Source organism: Photobacterium swingsii, from assembly GCF_024346715.1.
Taxonomy (GTDB): Bacteria; Pseudomonadota; Gammaproteobacteria; order Enterobacterales; family Vibrionaceae; genus Photobacterium; species Photobacterium swingsii.
Map to the genome: position 1 here is coordinate 154,880 of NZ_AP024853.1, position 19,354 is coordinate 174,233.

16 protein-coding genes are annotated in these 19,354 nt (G+C 43.5%); 11 read left to right on the top strand and 5 right to left on the bottom strand.

From position 1 onward, the window contains the following. Positions 1–83: 83 nt before the first annotated feature. Positions 84–1,505, top strand: coding sequence for a melibiose:sodium transporter MelB (gene melB, locus OCU77_RS18075; protein WP_107302675.1), 1,422 nt, complete (start codon positions 84–86; stop codon positions 1,503–1,505). 459 nt (positions 1,506–1,964) lie between these two features. Here the strand turns inward: melB and OCU77_RS18080 are convergent, their stop codons facing one another. Continuing rightward, complete coding sequence (locus tag OCU77_RS18080) at positions 1,965–2,867, bottom strand: LysR family transcriptional regulator (protein WP_048897951.1); 903 nt, start codon at positions 2,865–2,867, stop codon at positions 1,965–1,967. A gap of 158 nt (positions 2,868–3,025) precedes the next feature. Here OCU77_RS18080 and OCU77_RS18085 point away from each other — a divergent pair, with 158 nt between their 5' ends. The 6 genes from OCU77_RS18085 to OCU77_RS18110 all read left to right on the top strand — a co-directional run bounded on the left by OCU77_RS18085 (position 3,026) and on the right by OCU77_RS18110 (position 10,468). Beyond that, positions 3,026–3,427: a RidA family protein gene (locus tag OCU77_RS18085; RefSeq protein ID WP_048897734.1), complete on the top strand. Its 402-nt coding sequence runs from the start codon at positions 3,026–3,028 to the stop codon at positions 3,425–3,427. 127 nt (positions 3,428–3,554) lie between these two features. Further along, positions 3,555–5,015: an aldehyde dehydrogenase family protein gene (locus OCU77_RS18090; RefSeq protein WP_048897735.1), complete on the top strand. Its 1,461-nt coding sequence runs from the start codon at positions 3,555–3,557 to the stop codon at positions 5,013–5,015. Between the two features lie 109 nt (positions 5,016–5,124). After that, positions 5,125–6,114: a membrane dipeptidase gene (locus OCU77_RS18095; RefSeq protein WP_048897736.1), complete on the top strand. Its 990-nt coding sequence runs from the start codon at positions 5,125–5,127 to the stop codon at positions 6,112–6,114. Positions 6,115–6,275: 161 nt separating this feature from the next. Further along, the gene (locus OCU77_RS18100) at positions 6,276–7,865 is read left to right on the top strand and encodes a BCCT family transporter (RefSeq protein WP_048897737.1); all 1,590 of its coding nucleotides are present in this window, start codon (positions 6,276–6,278) and stop codon (positions 7,863–7,865) included. Positions 7,866–8,000: 135 nt separating this feature from the next. Next, the gene (locus OCU77_RS18105) at positions 8,001–9,740 is read left to right on the top strand and encodes a hypothetical protein (protein ID WP_239685863.1); all 1,740 of its coding nucleotides are present in this window, start codon (positions 8,001–8,003) and stop codon (positions 9,738–9,740) included. After that, on the top strand, positions 9,740–10,468 hold the full coding sequence (locus tag OCU77_RS18110; RefSeq protein ID WP_048897739.1) for a DUF3726 domain-containing protein: 729 nt from the start codon (positions 9,740–9,742) through the stop codon (positions 10,466–10,468). The genes OCU77_RS18105 and OCU77_RS18110 overlap by 1 nt, the downstream gene beginning before the upstream one ends. 114 nt (positions 10,469–10,582) lie before the next feature. On the opposite strand, the gene OCU77_RS18115 is transcribed toward OCU77_RS18110, so the two are convergent. From OCU77_RS18115 to OCU77_RS18125, 3 genes are all read right to left on the bottom strand, one after another. Beyond that, positions 10,583–10,822 carry an RNA recognition motif domain-containing protein gene (locus tag OCU77_RS18115; protein ID WP_048897740.1) on the bottom strand — a complete coding sequence of 80 codons (240 nt, stop codon included), beginning with the start codon at positions 10,820–10,822 and terminating at the stop codon, positions 10,583–10,585. Between the two features lie 115 nt (positions 10,823–10,937). Next, entirely contained in the window at positions 10,938–11,423 is a 486-nt protein-coding gene (locus OCU77_RS18120) for a hypothetical protein (protein ID WP_048897741.1), read from the bottom strand. 227 nt (positions 11,424–11,650) lie between these two features. After that, positions 11,651–12,658, bottom strand: coding sequence for a helix-turn-helix domain-containing protein (locus OCU77_RS18125; protein ID WP_239685864.1), 1,008 nt, complete (start codon positions 12,656–12,658; stop codon positions 11,651–11,653). A gap of 246 nt (positions 12,659–12,904) precedes the next feature. Here OCU77_RS18125 and OCU77_RS18130 point away from each other — a divergent pair, with 246 nt between their 5' ends. The 4 genes from OCU77_RS18130 to OCU77_RS18145 are packed head-to-tail and all read left to right on the top strand — an operon-like array spanning position 12,905 to position 16,937. After that, positions 12,905–14,050, top strand: a complete 1,146-nt coding sequence (locus OCU77_RS18130; RefSeq protein WP_048897743.1) for an HlyD family secretion protein — start codon at positions 12,905–12,907, stop codon at positions 14,048–14,050. Then, positions 14,040–15,083 (top strand): DUF2955 domain-containing protein, encoded by a 1,044-nt coding sequence (locus OCU77_RS18135; RefSeq protein WP_048897744.1) that lies wholly within the window; start codon positions 14,040–14,042, stop codon positions 15,081–15,083. Before OCU77_RS18130 ends, OCU77_RS18135 begins: the two co-directional genes overlap by 11 nt. Positions 15,084–15,114: 31 nt before the next feature. Continuing rightward, a complete protein-coding gene (locus tag OCU77_RS18140) occupies positions 15,115–16,230 on the top strand; it encodes an AI-2E family transporter (protein ID WP_048897745.1) in 1,116 nt (371 codons plus the stop codon). Next, complete coding sequence (locus OCU77_RS18145; protein WP_048897952.1) at positions 16,230–16,937, top strand: potassium channel family protein; 708 nt, start codon at positions 16,230–16,232, stop codon at positions 16,935–16,937. The genes OCU77_RS18140 and OCU77_RS18145 overlap by 1 nt, the downstream gene beginning before the upstream one ends. 133 nt (positions 16,938–17,070) lie before the next feature. On the opposite strand, the gene OCU77_RS18150 is transcribed toward OCU77_RS18145, so the two are convergent. Next, entirely contained in the window at positions 17,071–19,032 is a 1,962-nt protein-coding gene (locus tag OCU77_RS18150) for an FAD-dependent oxidoreductase (protein ID WP_107302674.1), read from the bottom strand. Positions 19,033–19,354 lie beyond the last annotated feature (322 nt).

Below are 19,354 nucleotides of genomic sequence, written 5' to 3' on the forward strand. Positions count from 1 at the left end.
AACGTGAATTAAATGGAATCTAGCCCCCTTATCTTTTTATGAGGATAAAGCGCTTAAATAGAAAGGGGGCCATAGGAGTCGCAATGAGTGTTTCAATGAACACCAAGCTAAGCTACGGTTTTGGCGCATTTGGTAAAGATTTTGCCATTACCATTGTTTATATGTACCTCATGTTTTACTACACCGACGTTGTAGGGATCTCTGCTGGCATTGTCGGGACGATTTTCTTAGTCGCACGTATTTGGGATGCTGTTAACGATCCTATTATGGGCTGGGTTGTGAATAATACTCGAACACGTTGGGGCAAATTCAAACCTTGGATTTTAATAGGCACAATTACGAATTCTATTGTGCTGTATATGTTGTTTACCGCGCACTATTTTGAAGGTCCATGGCTGATAGCCTATGCCGCAGTTACCTATATATTGTGGGGCATGACCTATACCTTAATGGACATTCCATTTTGGTCATTAGTACCCACATTAACGCTTGATAAGCGAGAACGTGAAGAGCTCGTTCCTTATCCTCGCTTCTTTGCCAGCCTTGCTTGGATAGTCACAGCAGCTATTGCGATGCCTATGATTAACTACTTTGGTGGTGAAGATAAAGGCTTTGGTTTTCAGGTGTTCAGTCTAATGTTGATTGTGTGCTTTGCCCTTTCAACCTTTATTACCTTGCGTAATGTAAAAGAGCGTTATTCAACTGATAAACTCGATAGTGAACAAGCTGAAGAGAAAGTGTCACTGAAGAAAATGGTGTCATTAATCTATAAAAACAGTCAGCTAAGTTGCGTACTCTGTATGGCGTTGTCATATAACCTTGCCACAAACATTATTATGGCGTTCGCGGTGTATTACTTCACATACGTTGTTGGCAACGAAGAGTTGTTCCCGTATTACATGGCATACGCCGGCGTGGCTAACTTAATCACACTGGTACTTTTCCCTAAATTAGCGAAAATTTTCTCTCGCCGTATGTTATGGGCTGGGGCCTCTGGTTTTCCGATTTTAGGTAGCTTAGTTCTTATTTATATCGGCTTATATGATCAACAGAGTGTATTGCTGATCTCTACTGCCGGTATTTTACTGCAAATCGGTACGGCGCTGTTTTGGGTGCTAAACGTTATCATGGTGGCAGACACTGTTGATTACGGTGAGTATAAGTTAGGTGTACGCTGTGAAAGTATCGCGTTCTCAGTACAAACCTTAGTGGTTAAAGCAGGCTCAGCATTTGCTGCTTTCTTTATTGGCATTGCATTAACTGCGGTTAACTATATTCCTAATATTGAACAAAGTGCTGACACTATCTTTGGCATGCAGTGCATCATGATTGGTTTGCCAAGCTTCTTTTTTGTCATTGCATTGGTGATTTATTTCCGATTCTATAAATTAAACGGGGCGTACCATCAGAAAATTCAGGATCACCTGACTGAGAAATACGATCACTTGATACCTGATGGTGGCGGCGAACTTAAAGCCTCGGGTAAGCCAGCTCCTGCGGTATAACAACTCACTATTCTCACTTTTATTATGAGCCTCCTTACAGGTAGGAGGCTTTATCTTGTTGGTATCGGTTTTTTATTAGCCAATGGCTTATGTGATTTTTTGAATATTTGAACTTACTGTTGAGGCGAAGATTAAAATGCCTTACCATTTAATGGTATATCATGCTGTAAATATTAAAGTTAGTAACGTTAATTGGTGTTCGCAGTATGTTTAGAAAAACGCGCAATAGAAATGAAAGGTGAGTGAGTGTCCTGTCAGCATTCAGAAGTAAAAAGAATTAAACGTACGTTTTTTCAGAAATTGTTCTGTAAGGCCATCTATCAATGTCAACGCTGTGGTGTGTATATTAAATTATGAGTGGAATAATATGCGCATCAAACCAGCATCCAGAATTCAAGAAAGTGCTTCGTTTTAGTAATGATTGAATAATCATAAACAAGGCACGCATTCTTCTGCGCTTCACGCATTTGAGTCATGACTAACATCATCGTAATTTAAATACTCAATGCACAAATCATGAAAAGCTTGCGCTTGTGGTGAAATAGTTCGATCTTTTAACCGGAAAATACCAATTTGACGTTTAAGCGGTGGGTCTATCAGTGGGATCCAGACTAAGCGAGTTTCGTTGGTTGGGAAGGCCAGCTTCGGTAGGGTAGTTACGCCAATTCCTAACTCTAGAACTGAGAATAATGACGTAATGTTTTCTACAGAATAGAGTGCTTGTTCACTTAGAGTCCGCGCTGGGGTTGGGTCTAATAGCTTGCATGTCCCGTTGCGAATAAACGGCAGTTGTAACAGTGTTTTCCATTCAATCCCTTCAGGTTGTTGCGCGATGGGATCATCGCGTAAACAGACGACACCGATGGGATCTGAGACTAACGGCGTAAAGTCTATGGCGTCTTCTTCAAGTTCGGAACAATTCCCTAAGGCTAAATCGACCTCACCTGAGAGTAATCTTTCTTCCACTCCTGCGGCATTATCATCGATTAAGCTGACCTCGACATTGGGGTATTTTTCACAAAATGCACCAAGGACGCTAGGGATCAATTTAGCCGCAACAGAAGGGACGCTTGCTATACGGACTCGTCCTTGTTGACCAGCTGCAGCAGCGCGTAGATCATTATTTAACGCATTGTAAACGTTTAAAAATTGAATGATTTTAGGCAAGCAAATTGTACCGAATGGTGTGAGTGTTGATTTGTTGCCCGCTTCAAAAAGTGACTGACCTAATATTTTTTCAAGCTCTTTTATTGAGGTCGAAAGTGCAGCTTGTGATCGATTAGCGCGATGAGATGCAGCGCGAAATCCACCTTCTTCAACCACTAATACAAAATGTTTCAATTGTTGGAGCTTTATACTCATAGAGGATGCTTCCTTGTCAGCCCTTTGTTTATCATGCTTCCCGTAAGGTGATAAGTTTTTATTATCATTTGTACAAAATTTACCGTTAGATTTATCAAGTGTCAAAGGGCAGTATTTAACCATCTTGAAACATTGCTGTTACATGGTTGAATTAAAACATGAATGCTCATACTCAAAAACATCCAGTAAAGACCTCTCTATTTGCTTCAAAAGCCCCATTGGAATGGGCCATTGTCAATAATGGCACCTTATATACAGCGCAGATCCCTATTGACCAAACAGGGACGGTTGTTGAAGGCGGTATTGAAGCTCAAACTCGTCAAACCTTTAGTAACTTGATCCATACTTTGGAATGCGCAGGCGAATCATTAGATTCCGTACTGCAAGTGATGATCTATGTAACCGATCGTGAATACCTTAAAACTGTTAACAATGTGTATGCCGAATATTTCAACGCGCCTTACCCAAATCGAGCAGCCATCGTTGTAGCAGGGCTTGCTCGTGAAGAAATGCTGGTGGAATTTGTCGTGTATGCAGCAGTGGCGCAACCAAGCGTGTGATTGTGTCGCCAAAGCATGTTTTCTTTTATACCAACCGAAATAAGTTTGACTGTGCAAAAGAATATTGAAGGTTGTTAGGTTCCAATACAGCCGTTGTTTATCAAGTATTAGTTACAAGGACAAAATGATGACTCAATTACAGAATGTTCAATCAGAAACCTCACTTTATATTGCTGGCGAATGGCAGTCAGGGATCAGCACGGTTGCCAATATCAATCCATCAGATATTAGTGAAAATCTCGGTGATTATGCGCAAGCAAGTGAAGCGCAAGTGCAGCAAGCAATCGCGGTCGCAAAACAGGCTCAACCACAATGGGAAAAAACACCGATTGAGCGCAAGCAAGCCGTGCTTCAAGCCATTGGTGACGAATTAATTGCCCGTTGCGATGAACTTGGGGCCTTGCTTTCCCGTGAAGAAGGTAAGCCGTTTGCCGAAGGGCGCGGTGAGATTTACCGAGCTGGTCAATTTTTCCAATATTTTGCCGCTGAAGTACTGCGCCAGATTGGGGATAGTGCTGATTCAGTTCGTCCTGGTGTGTCGGTAGAAGTGACGCGTGAAGCTGTGGGTGTGGTAGCAATCATTTCACCATGGAACTTCCCAACAGCGACAGCCGCTTGGAAAATTGCGCCTGCATTAGCTTTTGGTAATAGCGTCATTTGGAAGCCAGCCAACCTGACTCCAGCAAGCGCAGTTGCACTGACTGAAATTATTCATCGTCAAGGCTTACCTGCTGGCACCTTTAACTTGGTGTTAGGTAGTGGTTCGCAAGTTGGTAATACCCTTATCAATTCAAAAGACATTAACGGTGTCAGCTTTACAGGATCCGTTGAGACAGGCCGTAAAGTCGCAGCGGCAACAGCGCCTAATTTTGTTCGTTGTCAGCTTGAAATGGGCAGCAAAAATGCCTTGGTGATTGCTGATGATGCCGATATTCAAACAGCAGTAGACGCCACAATAGCCGGTTCATTCTCAGGTGCGGGCCAGAAGTGTACTGCATCATCTCGTTTAGTGGTGATGGACAATATTCACGATGCCTATGTTGAAGCTTTGATCAAACGTATGAGCGAATTAAAAGTCGGTCATGCGTTAGAAGATGGCGTATTTATGGGCCCTGTTGTGGATGGAAACCAGCTTGAATCTAATTTCACTTGGATTGATCGAGCACGCCAAAGTGGTGCTGAACTCGCTTGTGGTGGAGAGCGTTTGAGCTTGAAACATGATGGTTATTACATGTCACCAACTTTATTTTTGAATACGAAAAATAGTTGGGAGGTAAACCAAGAAGAAGTGTTTGCTCCTATGGCCTGTGTGATTCGCGTAGCGGATTTAGAAGAAGCGATAGCGACAACCAATGATACTCGCTTTGGTTTAACAGGGGGGATCATCACGCAGAGTCTGCGTACCAGTGCCATGTTCAAGCAACAGGCGCAAACAGGTTGTGTGATGGTGAATTTACCAACAGCGGGTACGGATTACCACGTGCCATTCGGGGGGCGTAAAGAGTCGAGTTTTGGCCCTCGAGAACAAGGCCAATATGCGAAAGAGTTCTATACCGTAGTGAAAACAGCCTACCAGCGCCCTTATTAAGCGCTTTGAAGCAGGGAAGTGTGAAAGTATCGCACTTTCTCTGGTCTGAGTGAGTAGGTGAGGCTTGCTTACTCACTCATGAGATTAAAACACCGTTTAAGGAGTGGCTATGTATCAACAACGGATTGTGATTGATGGGTTGCAGTACTGCAATTGGGATAGAGAGTATTTTCAAACCTTGCAAGCCAGTGGCATTACTGCCGTACATGCGACCGTGGTGTATCACGAAAATGCCCGTGAGACACTGACTCGGTTCGCTGAGTGGAATTTACGGTTTGAGCAAAATGCCGACTTAATCATGCCAATTCATTCAATGGCAGATGTTGAGCAAGCAAAAGCAACAGGCAAAGTTGGCGTTTTTCTTGGTGCGCAAAACTGTTCTCCAATCGACGACGAAATAGGCTTGATCCCAGTAATGCGTCAGCAAGGGTTGCTGATCATGCAGCTCACGTATAACAACCAAAGTTTACTGGCGACGGGGTGTTATGAAAAGCATGACACTGGCATTACCCGTTTTGGTAAACAAGCCATCGAAGAGATGAATCGTGTCGGCATGATTATCGATATGTCACACAGTGCTGAGCGCTCCACACTTGAAGCAATCGACTTATCGTCACGTCCTATTTGTATCAGCCACGCAAATCCTACATTTGCTCATGATGCCCTACGTAATAAATCAAACACGGTTATCAAAGCGTTAGCGGCACGCGGTGGCTTGATTGGCTTTAGTTTGTACCCCTTTCATTTGCCAAACGGTAGCCAATGTACCTTGGATGATTTTTGCCAGATGGTAGCAACAACAGCCGATATGGTGGGGATAGAACACCTAGGTATCGGTAGTGATCTATGTTTAAACCAGCCCCAAGCCGTTTTGGAGTGGATGCGAAATGGACGTTGGTCGAAAGCTATGGATTACGGTGAAGGTTCAGCAAGTAACTCAGGCTGGCCTGATGCATTGCCATGGTTCTGTGGTAGTGCAGGTATGGAAAATATTTATAACGGACTTATCCAGCATGGATTCAGCGAAGGGGAGGCAGGAAAAGTCTTGGGTGAGAACTGGTTTAATTTCCTGAGCGAGGGGCTGGAATCAGCAAGCTAAAATTTTGGCCGAATAAGGCTTTGATAAAAAAGTAATATTTTCATGGAAAAGTAACTGCACTTAAATACTGAGCTCAATACTACAAGAATAGAGCTGGTGTTAAACAAATCTCTTGTAGCCACTGAATGGCTGGTCGCTACAAAAACCTCTGGAGTCAGAGTATGTCTGATTTAAGTAATCGTATGCACGCGAGCACAAACAAAATTGCAAGTGAACACACACGAACGGACACCTCAAAATCGACATCTGAAAAGCTTGGTTTAGATAACCCTGCGTTTTGGTACAGCGGCGGTTTCATCGCTCTCTTTGTCGCGATAGCCGTGTTTGATGCGGACCTGTTATCAACGCTCGTTAATACTGGGTTTGCATGGTCGGTAAAAATCTTTGGTCCGTATTGGCAAATGCTACTACTTCTGACTTTTCTTATTGGTCTTGGCTTGGCAGCAGGGCGAACAGGCAAAGTCATTTTAGGCGGCCTTGCCGAACCTGAGATTGACGGTTTTCGTTGGATGGCGATCATCTTTTGTACGCTGTTAGCGGGTGGTGGGGTCTTTTGGGCTGCGGCAGAACCCATTGCACACTTTGTGAGTCCGCCACCTTTGTATGGCCCTCAAGAAAACCCGCAACAAGGGGCTGTTAATGCCTTATCACAATCGTTTATGCACTGGGGGTTTCTTGCTTGGGCAATAGTGGGCAGCTTAACATCTATCGTGGTGATGCACCTTCACTATGATAAGGGGTTACCGTTAAAACCACGTACTTTACTTTATCCTGTATTAGGTGAACGAGCACTCAAAGGCCATACCGGCGCCATCATTGACGCGTGTTGTATTATCGCAGTTGCAGCAGGCACGATTGGACCTATTGGCTTCCTTGGCCTTCAAGTAAGTTATGCACTTAATGCGTTGTTTGATATTCCAGATGGTTTTACCACTCAGCTCATCATCATTTTATTTGCGATTGCACTCTATACCTTATCGGCACTGAGTGGTTTAAACCGTGGCATGCAAATGCTTAGCCGTTACAACGTTATTTTGGCGATGGCGCTAATGGTTTATGTGCTGATTTTTGGTCCGACTAACTTCATCTTTAATGCCTACATTCAAGGTGTAGGCAGTATGTTAGATAACTTTATTCCGATGGCGACTTACCGTGGTGATGAAGGTTGGTTGAGTTGGTGGACGGTATTCTTTTGGGGGTGGTTCCTTGGTTATGGCCCTATGATGGCTATCTTTATTGCCCGTATTTCACGTGGCCGCACCATACGTCAAATCATCACAACCATAAGTATTGTGGCACCTTTTGTTACCTGTTTTTGGTTCACCATTGTGGGTGGTTCTGGCTTAGCATTTGAAATTGCAGACCCTGGTAGTGTGAGTAAAGCGTTTGAAGGTTTCAATTTACCTGGCGCATTACTGGCGGTGACTCAGCAGCTGCCATTGCCGATGCTGACATCAATCTTATTCCTGATTTTAACCACCATCTTTATTGTGACCACAGGGGATTCCATGACGTACACCATCAGTGTGGTTGTGAGTGGTGAAACTGAACCCAACCCTGTCATAAGAACATTTTGGGGAGTGATGATGGGGGTTACAGCACTGATACTGATCTCCCTCGGCTCTGGCGGTATCTCTGCGTTGCAATCTTTCATTGTCATCACAGCTGTCCCCGTTTCATTAATCTTGTTGCCATCGCTTTGGAACGCGCCTCAGATCGCGATGAAGATGGCGAAAGCACAAGGACTGTGATTTACCGCGTGCATGGTTGGCCTGCACGTATTCCATCGAACTGGTGAAGATACATCAGTCATTCAACTGTTAGGGCGAGACTATCGCCCTCACTATAAATGAACATTCTTACAACTACACATGGTGGTGAGCAATATGGATGCACATCGTTCAACTAACACTAAAGCGTCAATGCGAAGCGCAGACGTCGTCATGGTGCCTGAAAGGCTAGGGGCTATGCACCAAAATCGAATCAGTTTTGTGAGGACCATGATTCGAAAAATGGCACAGCAGCAGTGGCAAGTGACTCAACATGAGTGGCAGTTATGCCCACAAGGTTTTGGTCATGTTATCTATAAACTGGTGACGCCCCATCATGTGTATCACTTGGTTGTATTTTGCGATCACATTGCTGATGATGAGCGTAATGATCGCGTGATCGCCGAAAAGTGGGATGTGACTTTTGCGCTGCTTCAAGGTGATGTTGATGTGGCCTTATTAGAGCGGTTAAGGGCTAATGTTCCGTTGCAAGAAGCAGGACGTAATCCAAATACTGTCTTAGTGTTAGCGCGTGCAAATAAAAGTGTGCGTGTGTTTGAACATATTGTGAGTCACCTTGCGACAGGTGTACAACCTGATCCTGCAGCCTTGGCGGAAGTGGGTTATATCCTACGCACAACCGCTGTATACGGAAATGGCAAGTTTGGCATTGCAGACTTTAAGCTACTTGAAAATAACCCCGATTTTAATCAGTCCTTTAGTGCCCAGATGTGTGCGGTGTACTTACTGCGTGAATTTAGCTTAGATTGGGTGAATTACCTCGCGAAACAACAAGGCGGTGCTCAAGCCATTGCTTTGCATCGAGAGTTGCAACGTTACTTAGGGATCGGAAACGCAACGGGTTTGGGTATGGCCCCTTATTTGATCAACCACCCATGTATTGTTGATCAGTGGATGACAACGCGAGAAGCCGCACTGGCTGAAGTGCTCGCGTGTCCCACTGAGCTTGCAAAATATGCTTACTTACAGGCACTACTTCAAAAAGCGATTTTGCATTTAACCCAAGTTGTAACCATTAATGAGCATCAACAGCTGCTCAATAATGTAGCTGAAAGTGAATTAAAACGATTAGATAACGAGTTAGAAGCCCTGATTACGAGCTGTGATACTTGGCAGCAGGTGGTTGAATCGTCATTGCATATGAGTATGGAAGCCCAAGAAATCCTACTGACTTGCTTGATGGAGCTTTACCCTGAACGTGTTGATGCTTATCAAGAGCAAATGAATTGCGATGAAACCTTATCGTTGCCAAGTGGCAAGCAAGTTCAAGATTTGATTACCACGCTAGAGCAGCATTACCGCTGGGCAATAGACACAGATTTTAACCAAACTGAAAATAGCTACTGGTTTTGGTATCGCTCACAAGATAAAGAAGAACCAAGGTTAGGGGTTCGCGGCGAAGAAGCAGGGGAAGAAAGAGAGCTGCCGTTGGACATTGGTCGCCAAGTCTATCGGTTATATCAAGCACTATCAGTACAACCGCCAACGCAGTCATTAGCGGAATTTCTGGTTCTTCAACCGCAATTTCGCGCGATAGCTCGCAGAGTGTGGACATTAGGAAATAAAGCGATGGGCGATATACAAATGAATGTATTGCATCAAGCATCGCTTCCTATGCATCTGCTGCGTTGCAAGTTAGCTGTGTTTGGAGCGACTAAATTTGACCCTAGATCAGATCGTTGGGTACGTGTGACTTTCTTTCAAGGTGCACCGCTACTGGATGAGTTATCAACGCCGTCTTTTCAAGAACAGTGGTTGTTTCCGTTATTACCCAGTCAGGATGAGCTAAAGGCATCGTGCCATTCTAATCAACAGCAATACGGAGGAAAGGGCTGATGATCGTTTCTCATAATGAATTAGTTGCGGTAGTAAACAAAGCTTTCCTTGGAATGCGTCGGGCATGCGGTGAGGGCGATGTCATTGCGACCATGGTTGCCGATTTACAGATGGTTGGCTTGCATGGCGTACACCATTTTAACAATGCCAGTGCGCACATGGGGTTGGAAGTCGACAGCCCAGTAGATATTTATCTGCGTGATGAAAATACCATTGAAGTCGATCTACACAGCTGTAGTTTGGCTTGTCATTTACCCGCAGTGATGGATTACGCCATTGAAAAAATGATTGGCGGCAGTGTGCTGACGATAGAATTAAAGAACTGTCACAACCGCTGGTTGGCATATAGCGAACTCGTGAAATTGGCTGCCAAAGGCATTGCTTGTACTGCCAAGTGGGAAAATGGCAGTAGCCCTAAGCACACTATGTATGTACTCAATCGTGGCTGTGTCGCGCCAGAACTCTTTTTATCGGATGTCGATCTTGTTTCTCACAAGGTGCATGACATGACCATAAAACTGTCTATCCAAGATTTCGATATCGAGGGGGTCTCTGAAGGTTATTGCACGCATGTCGAGGCGCAATCATTTTTAGGGGCGCAGGAAAGTGCATGGCACGATGGCATTTATGTGGATGATGCAGAGTGGGATACCTTAAAAACAACTGCAACCGCGATATTGGTCGAGAACAGCGAGCAGTCAGCAAGGGGGGCGGGAGGACTCGCCTAGTTGTTTGCTAACAGGCTGCGTAATGTCAGTATGTGACAATATATAGATAGAGATATAGAAAGCCAGCACACGAGGTTGCTGGCTTCTTGGTATAAAGGGAAGGGTTATAACCGATTACCCTTCAGCACGCTTAACGCGAATTTTGCTTTTAGCAACACTTGTCATGTGTAGGCTTGTTAGTGCTACTTTGGCTTCATCTTCATCAGGCATTTCAACGAATGCAAAGCCTTTAGAGTGACCCGTTTCTTGGTCTAGTACTAGAGTACATTCAGCAACAGAACCGTGCTCTGAAAAAAGTGCACGAAGTTCGTGTTCAGTTGTTGTGCGCGCAAGATTGCGAACTAAAAGTTTCATAATTAACCATATTTGGTATGAGAATAACCCCTAGATTGTCGCAGTTAAGTCGAAACAAACCAAGGAAATAAATCACTCAATCAAAACTAATAGAACATCAACGACGGTGCGAGGCTTAAAGCGTGTTCGAATCAGTATTGGCTTGTGCTGTATTCTGATCACTTAATGCAAAGTAAATCTTTGAGATCACAACCTCAGAAATCAAGATAGTAAACACGACAGCAAAGAAAGCAATCACGCCGTTCCACGGTCCACTGAAAGTCACTTTTTCGCCAAAGAGGATATTGATGGCTTCGAGCATCACAAATTTACTGCCGACTAAAATAACGTAAGTACTTAACCCTCGATACACTTTTGGGGCAGTGCCAGTTTTCGTTTTAAAGTAATTAGCCACTTTATGTTCAGCGCTAATTGATAGTTTTAGTAGTAGTTGAAGTAATATGGCAGCTGCAAATGAAATTGTAAATGATTCAATAGTGACATAATCCCAATACTCATCGAAAAAGTTGAGAACTGTCAAATCTACTAATACAGCAAGGGTATAACCAACAAATAAACGCTGGGGCGTGTTGAAACCATATTCTTTTTCAATCGAGCTCATGCTTAATACCTATATTCAATGTGCGTGCTTTAGGTGATTCACTTTGCCTAAATACAAGATTAATTGAAAGAGTAATGGCTATTTGAAATTTTAATTGGCGTAAAATGGTAAATTAAAATAAGTACTTTCCTAAATGCAAATTATGATAATAGCGGGTCGTGAATAAGAAATAAGTGCAATAATAAGACACTGAAATTAACTGCTTGTAATAGCAATAAAAAGCTCAGCTATTCTTCTATCCCTAATAGTGATTTTTTATAAGATTTTGGTGAAAGTCCTGTAATTTTTTTAAAAGCACGAGAATAATGAGAAAGGTTTTTATACCCTAATTGGTTAGCGATCTGAGTGAGTGAACGTCCTTGCTCCATTAAATCGCAAGAAGCAGATAGCATTAGGCTTTCTTTGATTTGCCTAAAGGTGGTCTTTTCTTCTTTTAATCGCCTTTGAAGTGTACGTGATGACATTTGGAGTAGACGAGCAGCTTGGTCAATACTTAGTGAATACTCTTTTACGTAGGGTAGCAACGCTGTAAAAACGTTATCACTAAAACTAGTATGCCACTCGACCAATTCTTTTTTAGGCCTAGCGCTGAACGTCGAAAGTTGAAGTTTAGTCTCTAGCACTTCTTGATTGATCAAAACCGCTGTTTTGTTGTGTCCAACAAATAGCTGTGTCTCTGAACCAATTGCAGATTCAATCGCTTCTGTACTGTTATGTTGAATCTTTACCTGTGTGGGATGCCAATCTAATAGAGTCAATGCACTGATTAGCTCTATGGTATAAAGCACAGCAAAGACTTCTCCCCAAATGAAGTAGGGTGACTCTTCATAATGTGCACCGCGACAAAACCAAAATCGACCATGTGCCTCTTCAACAGCAATTTGACTCCCCGGCGAATCCGATGAAAAGATCCTACTTGCTTGGATGAGGGCATCTCGCACTGTTTCAGCTGTATCAAATTGGCTGATGATGGATGGAATGATGTGTTCGCGAAAAGCAAGACGCAGTAAATGACTGAAATTATTGCCATCGACTTGGTGTGATAATAGGTAGATCAAGCGTTTTACGGGTTCGACTGGCAGATAATCTTGCGTATTACTGAGTAGATCTGGCGGTAATCCTGAATTTTTTAGTAATTCATGCGCATTGATACCAGTCTCTGTAAATATTTCTACTAAGATTCGAGTGTATTCAGTGCGTATCATCGGCAAGGTGTTCTGTGACTTAACTGACAATGCTTATTCCCCCATTTTTATTAGACAATAATTCAAGTGGCGCGAAATGGTAAGTTTTATTGCTTGGTTCAGTATATATTTATTTTGCTATGATAATACAATCCATCGGTATTGTTGAAAGGCATAAATATAGTTTGCTGTGTTTAAAGTAAGAGACGTTTCTTATTGATGAGTTTTAGAAGCGTCTAAATAAATGCCTTGATTAGACTAGCGCTATATCCAGTAAAGCATTCAGTAGGAAAGGTTATGTCGGATAACTCTGAAATAGAAAATAAAGACCTTGTTGAGAATCAAGATGAAAAGCAGAACAACAAGGAACAAACGCCACCTAAAACCAATAAAATTCGTCAAATTACCAATTGTTTGCTGTTAATTGCAGCCTTGATGCTGACGTTTAGCATTATTTCTGATCGCATTATTCCCTTTACAGATAATGCGCGTGTTAAAGGTTATGTCGTACCGATCAAACCAGAAGTTTCAGGCCAAGTGTTGGATATTCTAGTTCAGCCAAATCAGCCCGTTTCAGAAGGTGATGTTTTAGTTAAGTTGAATCCGACAGACTATGAAATTGCGGTCAAACAGGCAGAACAAGATTTAGAAATTGCAGGTCAAAATGTTGGGGCGCAAACGGCAGCAATCGCGGCTTCACAAGCGCGTGTCACAACGGCTGTGGTTGAGTTAGAAAACAGCAAATTACAAACGAATCGCGTACTTGCCATGGCGAAGCGTGGTGTGGTTTCACAATCCGATGGCGATCAGGCGCGTGCCGATTTAGCCACTGCACGTGCGAATGTGGTGAATGCTAAAGCGGACTTAGAAAAAGCCAAGCAGCAATTAGGGGCAAAAGGGCAAGATAATAGCCAGATCAAAGCGGCGTTATTGGCTTTAGAGCAGGCACAAATCAACCTAGAGCGAACCACAATTAAAGCGCCAACAGCGGGCGGTGTCTCTAATTTCAGTTTATCGGAAGGTTTCTACGCCTCGACGGGGCAAGCCTTGATGACATTTGTTTCAACAGAAAGCATTTGGGTGGAAGCCTATTTCCGCGAGAATAGCTTAGGCAATATTAAGGCCGGCGACGAAGTTGAAGTGGCGCTAGATTTTGCACCAGGCAAGGTAATTAAAGGTAAAGTCACCAGTGTGGATTGGGGCGTTGATTGGGGTCAAAACGATCAAGCTGGTAAGCTCGCTCAAGCAAATAATCAAACGGGTTGGTTGCGACAGACTCAAATGTTGCCAATTTCTATTGAGTTCAATCACCAAGAAGTGAGTGGATTACTTCGCATTGGGGGGCAGGCTGATGTCATTGTTTATAGTGGCGATAATCCTATATTCAATACCATTGGTAAGCTGTGGATTCGTTTCGTGAGCTTTATGTCTTATGTCCGATAATCCGTTAGCCGTCTCGACAAGCAGCCCTGATCCTCTTGAGGATGCGCGCGTTCAGACCAAAATTATTCGCTATACCGTCGGGGTTGGGGTAGCCGTATTTCTGGCAGCCTTGATTGACTGGCCGCTCGCTTTTGTTGCACCGATATTTGTTGCTAAGTTTTTGGTCGATAAACCTGAGCTGAACAAAGAAACCCTGTATGAATTAACTATCGCTATGGTGGCGACTATTGCACTGGGGTTACTGTTATCAAATGGTATTACTCAGTATCCATTACCATTGCTGATCTTGGTTGGCTTAATGATGCTGTGGGGTTATTTCTTGTTTACTGACCCTAAATGGAATCTCTTTGCCACCATTTTGATCATCGCTGTGCTTATGCTGCCCTTTATGGCGATTTCGAATCAAGGGGTATCTGTCTTTTTGGCGGTGGGATTGGCTAGTTCGGGGGTTGTCGCGGTCATTATTTTTGCCCTTGTACACATTTATTTCCCAGAGCCTGAGTCTACCTTTACAGGTTACCAAGCTTCACCATTAACAAAAGAGCAACGCTGGCACGCCGCGTTTCGAGCCATGATTATCTCGTTTCCTGTGGTGTGTTTCTTTTTCATCTTTCAAATATCTGAAGCGCTACTGACCATGATGTTCATCGCTCTACTATCCTTGATGATTACAGGGGAGAAGTCAGTCAAGTTAAGCGCTTTCTTGATTATCACCAATACCATAGGTGGTGTGCTTGCGATTGGTGTTTTCTTCGTCCTATCGCTTGTACCCAATATTTTGTTTTATACCTTGTTTATTTCATTGGTTGCGATTGTGATGGCGACTCAAATTTATACTAAGCCTGAGAAAGCCCCAATTTTTGCAACCGCTTTTAGCACAGTTTTAGTTTTACTTGGCAGTACCTTGATGAGTTCGGGGGAAATAGACAACAACATGTTTATACGGATCTTTCAGCTGTTCATGATAGGTATTTACATGATCGTAGCGTCGTTCTTTTTAGAAACGAGAAACTGGAAATTTCTGAAGATCTAACCTTTGCTGTATTCAATACCAAGGAATACCTATGAAGCATGAAAGTGAATTTACGAAACAAGTTATTGATGTATCAATTAAAATAGCCGCTATCGCCATTCTTGTTTATTGGTGTTTCTCGATTCTACGGCCCTTTATTATGCTGGTGGTGTGGGGCGGAATTATCGCCACAGCACTTTATCCTATAGTGACCTGGGCTCATGGAAAATATGGCCTTAGTAAGGGGAAATTGAGCGGGGGACTCGCTTTTATTGGTGTCTTGTTGCTGTTACTGCCGCTGATTGCACTTTCGACGGGCCTGTATACTAGTGGAGCCGATCTCGTGAGTGGGATTCAAGAAGGGACGATGGCGATTCCTAAACCTTCTCCTAGCATACAAGACTGGCCGATCATTGGTGAAAAAGCCTATGCCTTTGGGTTGCAAGCATCATCAAACTTAGAAAGTGTTTTTGCCAATTATGGTGAAGAAGTTAAAGCCGTAGTTGCTAAGTTAGCCTCTGTCATCGGCTCTTTAGGTGGCGGTTTTATTCAGTTCATCATTTCGACCATTATTGCAGGCGTTTTCATGGCGAATGCCGATAAGTGTGAACGTGCGTTTGTACTGATTGCAAGCCGTTTAACGGGTGATCATGGTGAAGACTTAACCCAGCTATCAAAAGTTACAGTGCGCAGTGTTGTACAAGGTGTGATTGGTGTTGCGGTGATTCAATCTGTTATGACAGGGATAGGGGCTGCGGTTGCGGGTGTGCCAGCGGTAGGTTTTTGGATGCTGTTAGTCTTGCTGGTGGCGATCATTCAGCTGCCGCCAATTCTAGCCCTGCTACCTGCAATTATTTATGTCTTCAGCGTAGATACCACTACCACGGCTGTTCTGTTTATGATCTGGTGTATTTTGGTCAGCGGCAGTGATGCGATTTTAAAACCTATGCTATTAAGCCGAGGATCGGATATCCCTATGTTGGTTATCTTACTTGGTGCGCTCGGTGGGATGGCGATGTCAGGCATAGTTGGCTTGTTCGTTGGTGCTGTCGTGCTGAGTTTGACCTATCAACTATTCACTGTGTGGCTAGACAGCGAATCGATTGAGGTACGCCCTGAGGGTGAAACAAAGGTTGATTCAGCGCAAGAAGAAAGCGGTCAGCTATGATGAAGAAAGTCTCAAAAGACGATAACTTTTACTTTCTGCTGGCTGCCTTGTTGGGGCTGTTGTTTATCAGTGCTTTTATGCAGCAGCTCTTTGCGGGGGGGCAGAAGACCATTTTGGCTTTGATCATTATTTGTTTAGGAGTGTCGATCGCTGGGGTACATAGAGAAAAGGTGTTCTACCGAAACTGGTATGGTTTTCTGCTTTTCTTGGCTGCAATCTCTGGCACCTTTACATTCTTGGAAACTGTCGATCTCTCGCTAGTTACCTTGTTCACCTTGCTGTTTTTCTTGTTGTCGCATACTTACACTGCGCTTAAACAAGTGATGATCACAGATTATGTCAGTGGCAATCAAATTGTTGGTTCAATTTGCGTCTATTTACTGCTGGGCTTATCGTGGTCATTTATCTACTTGATTCAATTAGAACTATTTCCAACTGCTTTTAATGGCATCGAATATAAACCTTGGCTTGATAACCTTTTTGAAGCGGTTTACTTTAGTTTTATCACCTTAACAACGGTTGGATACGGTGATATTTCACCTGCTTTACCCATCCCAAGATTTTTCGTTTTTATTGAATCCATTCTAGGGGGATTTTATTTAGCTATCATGGTGGCAAGTTTAGTCAGTAGCCGTTTGAGCCAGAGTGATAACAAGCAGGCTCAGCATGATCACACCGGGTCTGAATCTGTAGAGCGTGAAAAGTAAAATGCAGTTAATTAGCTAAATTGCCAGCGCTGCAGAGTCGCACTCTCGAATCAATACACCCAGAACCGACATCATATTGATGGTGTCGGTTCTGGGATGAAATTAATCGCGAGATGACTATTATTGCTTTTTATTAGAGCCAACTTTTTATTGGTTGATGTTGGCTTTTAGCGGAAAGTTCAGCGTTATCAAGATTATACTTAGAAGCACAATCACGAAGGGCACATTGATTACGACTGTGGCAGCCACATTCGAGGCAGCGTTCCGCTTCCGTGACCGCAGCTTGATGACTCATCCCTTTTTCAACTTCTTCAAAGCTCCCTTGGCGCTGTTCAAGTGTCATCTCAGGTACAGTGACCCGTAAGATGTGTTGCATCGCATCTGAAAATTTCACTTCTTTTTGTTCCGCGGTTTTGCCTTTAGAGAGCATACGCATCACTTCAGTGATATTGGTCAAATGGTCTGGATTCACGAACTGCATCTTGGAATCATTTTTGAAAGTAAAGGGTTTATGTGGCAGGCGATCAAGCTGCCCATCCAAATAGTACGCAATAGCGTCTGCGGCTCGGCGACCATCGGCTACGGCTTCGATCGCTGTTGCAGGCCCACGGCGAAAATCACCAATACCAAAGATATTACGAATACCGCTGTACATGTTATTTTCATCGCAATCTATGGTGTTCCAACGCGTTAGCGGGATGGCGATGTCTTCATTATCTAGAAGGCTTAAATCAGGTGCTTGCGATACCGCAGCAATCACGGTATCAAATTCTTGGGTGATATATTCACCTGTTGGTTCTGGTCGGCAGCGCCCTGACGAGTCGGGTTTACCCAGCGCCATGATCTCTAATTTAACCTGACTGACCCAATTGTTTTTATTTGTATCCTCGCTATCAGTAGCCGCAATATTCTCAACGGGGTTGGTGAGGAAGCTGAATTTCACACCTTCTTTCTCGGCTTCATCCACTTCATAGGCTTCTGCTGGCATTTCTGCGCGGGTACGACGGTAAATTAATGTCGTTTCCGCCCCTGCACGAACTGCGGTACGTGCGCAGTCAATCGCAGTATTCCCTCCACCAATCACCGCGACTTTTTTACCTGTTACGCATTTTTGCTCGGTCATGAAATCTTTAAGGTAGTCGACACCTAAATAACAACCTTCTAAGTCACTGCCGGGGTAGGCCATGCCCACAGCCTTGGATGCACCAACTGCCATACAAACGGCATCGTATTCTTCGCTGAGTGCCGTAAGGCTTAGGTTTTCGCCAATTTTACAGTTGGTTTTGATTTCCATACCGTTACGACACATTAACTCGATTTCTTTATCTAGAATCGCTTTGGGTAAACGGTATTCAGGAATGCCATAGCGCAACCAGCCACCAGTCAGTGGCATGGCTTCAAATACGGTGACATTGTAGCCTTCATTACTCAGGTAATAACCACAGGTTAATCCGCCAGGGCCGCTACCTATGATCGCAATCGACTTATCTTTGCTGGGTTTCCGTGGTGGTACATAGGACTCAAGTGCGACAAGATCGATATCGGCGGTATGCCGTTTTAATTGGCGGATTGCGAGTGGTTCGTCGATTAATCGACGTCGGCAGCCAGCTTCACAAAATGCAGGACAAACTCTGCCAATAGACAATGGCATAGGTAGGGTTTGCTTAATGACTTCAATGGCTTTTTGATGTTCGTTATTGGCGATATGGTGTAAATAAGATTGAATATCGACCCCTGCTGGACATGCGGTTTGACAAGGTGCTTCGCAATACTCCTTGCTGTCTTCAGACAAGAGTTGAATCAGAATTTTTTTTCTGTGTTTTGAAAGTGCATCAGATTCAGTGATCACAGACATGCCATCATAAGGCGTTGTCTTACATGCTTTCTTTAATCCGCTTCCTTCAATTTCAACTTCGCAGAGCTCACAATGCGAGTGAGTGGCAGTATTATCGCCACTTGAACTATTACAGGAATCAAGGTTGGTATCGACAGTGCAAAGCGTAGGGATGTCGATGCCATGGTGTTTCGCGATAGTGAGTAGGGTGTGATTGTTATCAACCTCAAGCAACTTCCCATTTATAGTAATGGTGATCATTATTACCTCGGTATTATCTTGTTTTAGCCCTATAAATTTGAATTATTAGCTTTGTTAATCTATGAGACTAGATCAATATTTGGTGAGTAAACTTGCCCTTGCTCGTGTTTTAATGACCGCATCGCGAATTAAGTATCGAATTAACAATAGGTTGTATGGCTGGTCACATTTTAGGCGTGCTTCTTGTAAAGCCTTATGCTTTAGGGCTCGTTAATGTCATTATCTGATAGTTGTTTATTGTCTAAACTTGTTTGTTATTATTGATTTAAATCAATGTGATAGCAGAATTATTGCTGAGTTTGGGCCAAAAGTAACCCCAACT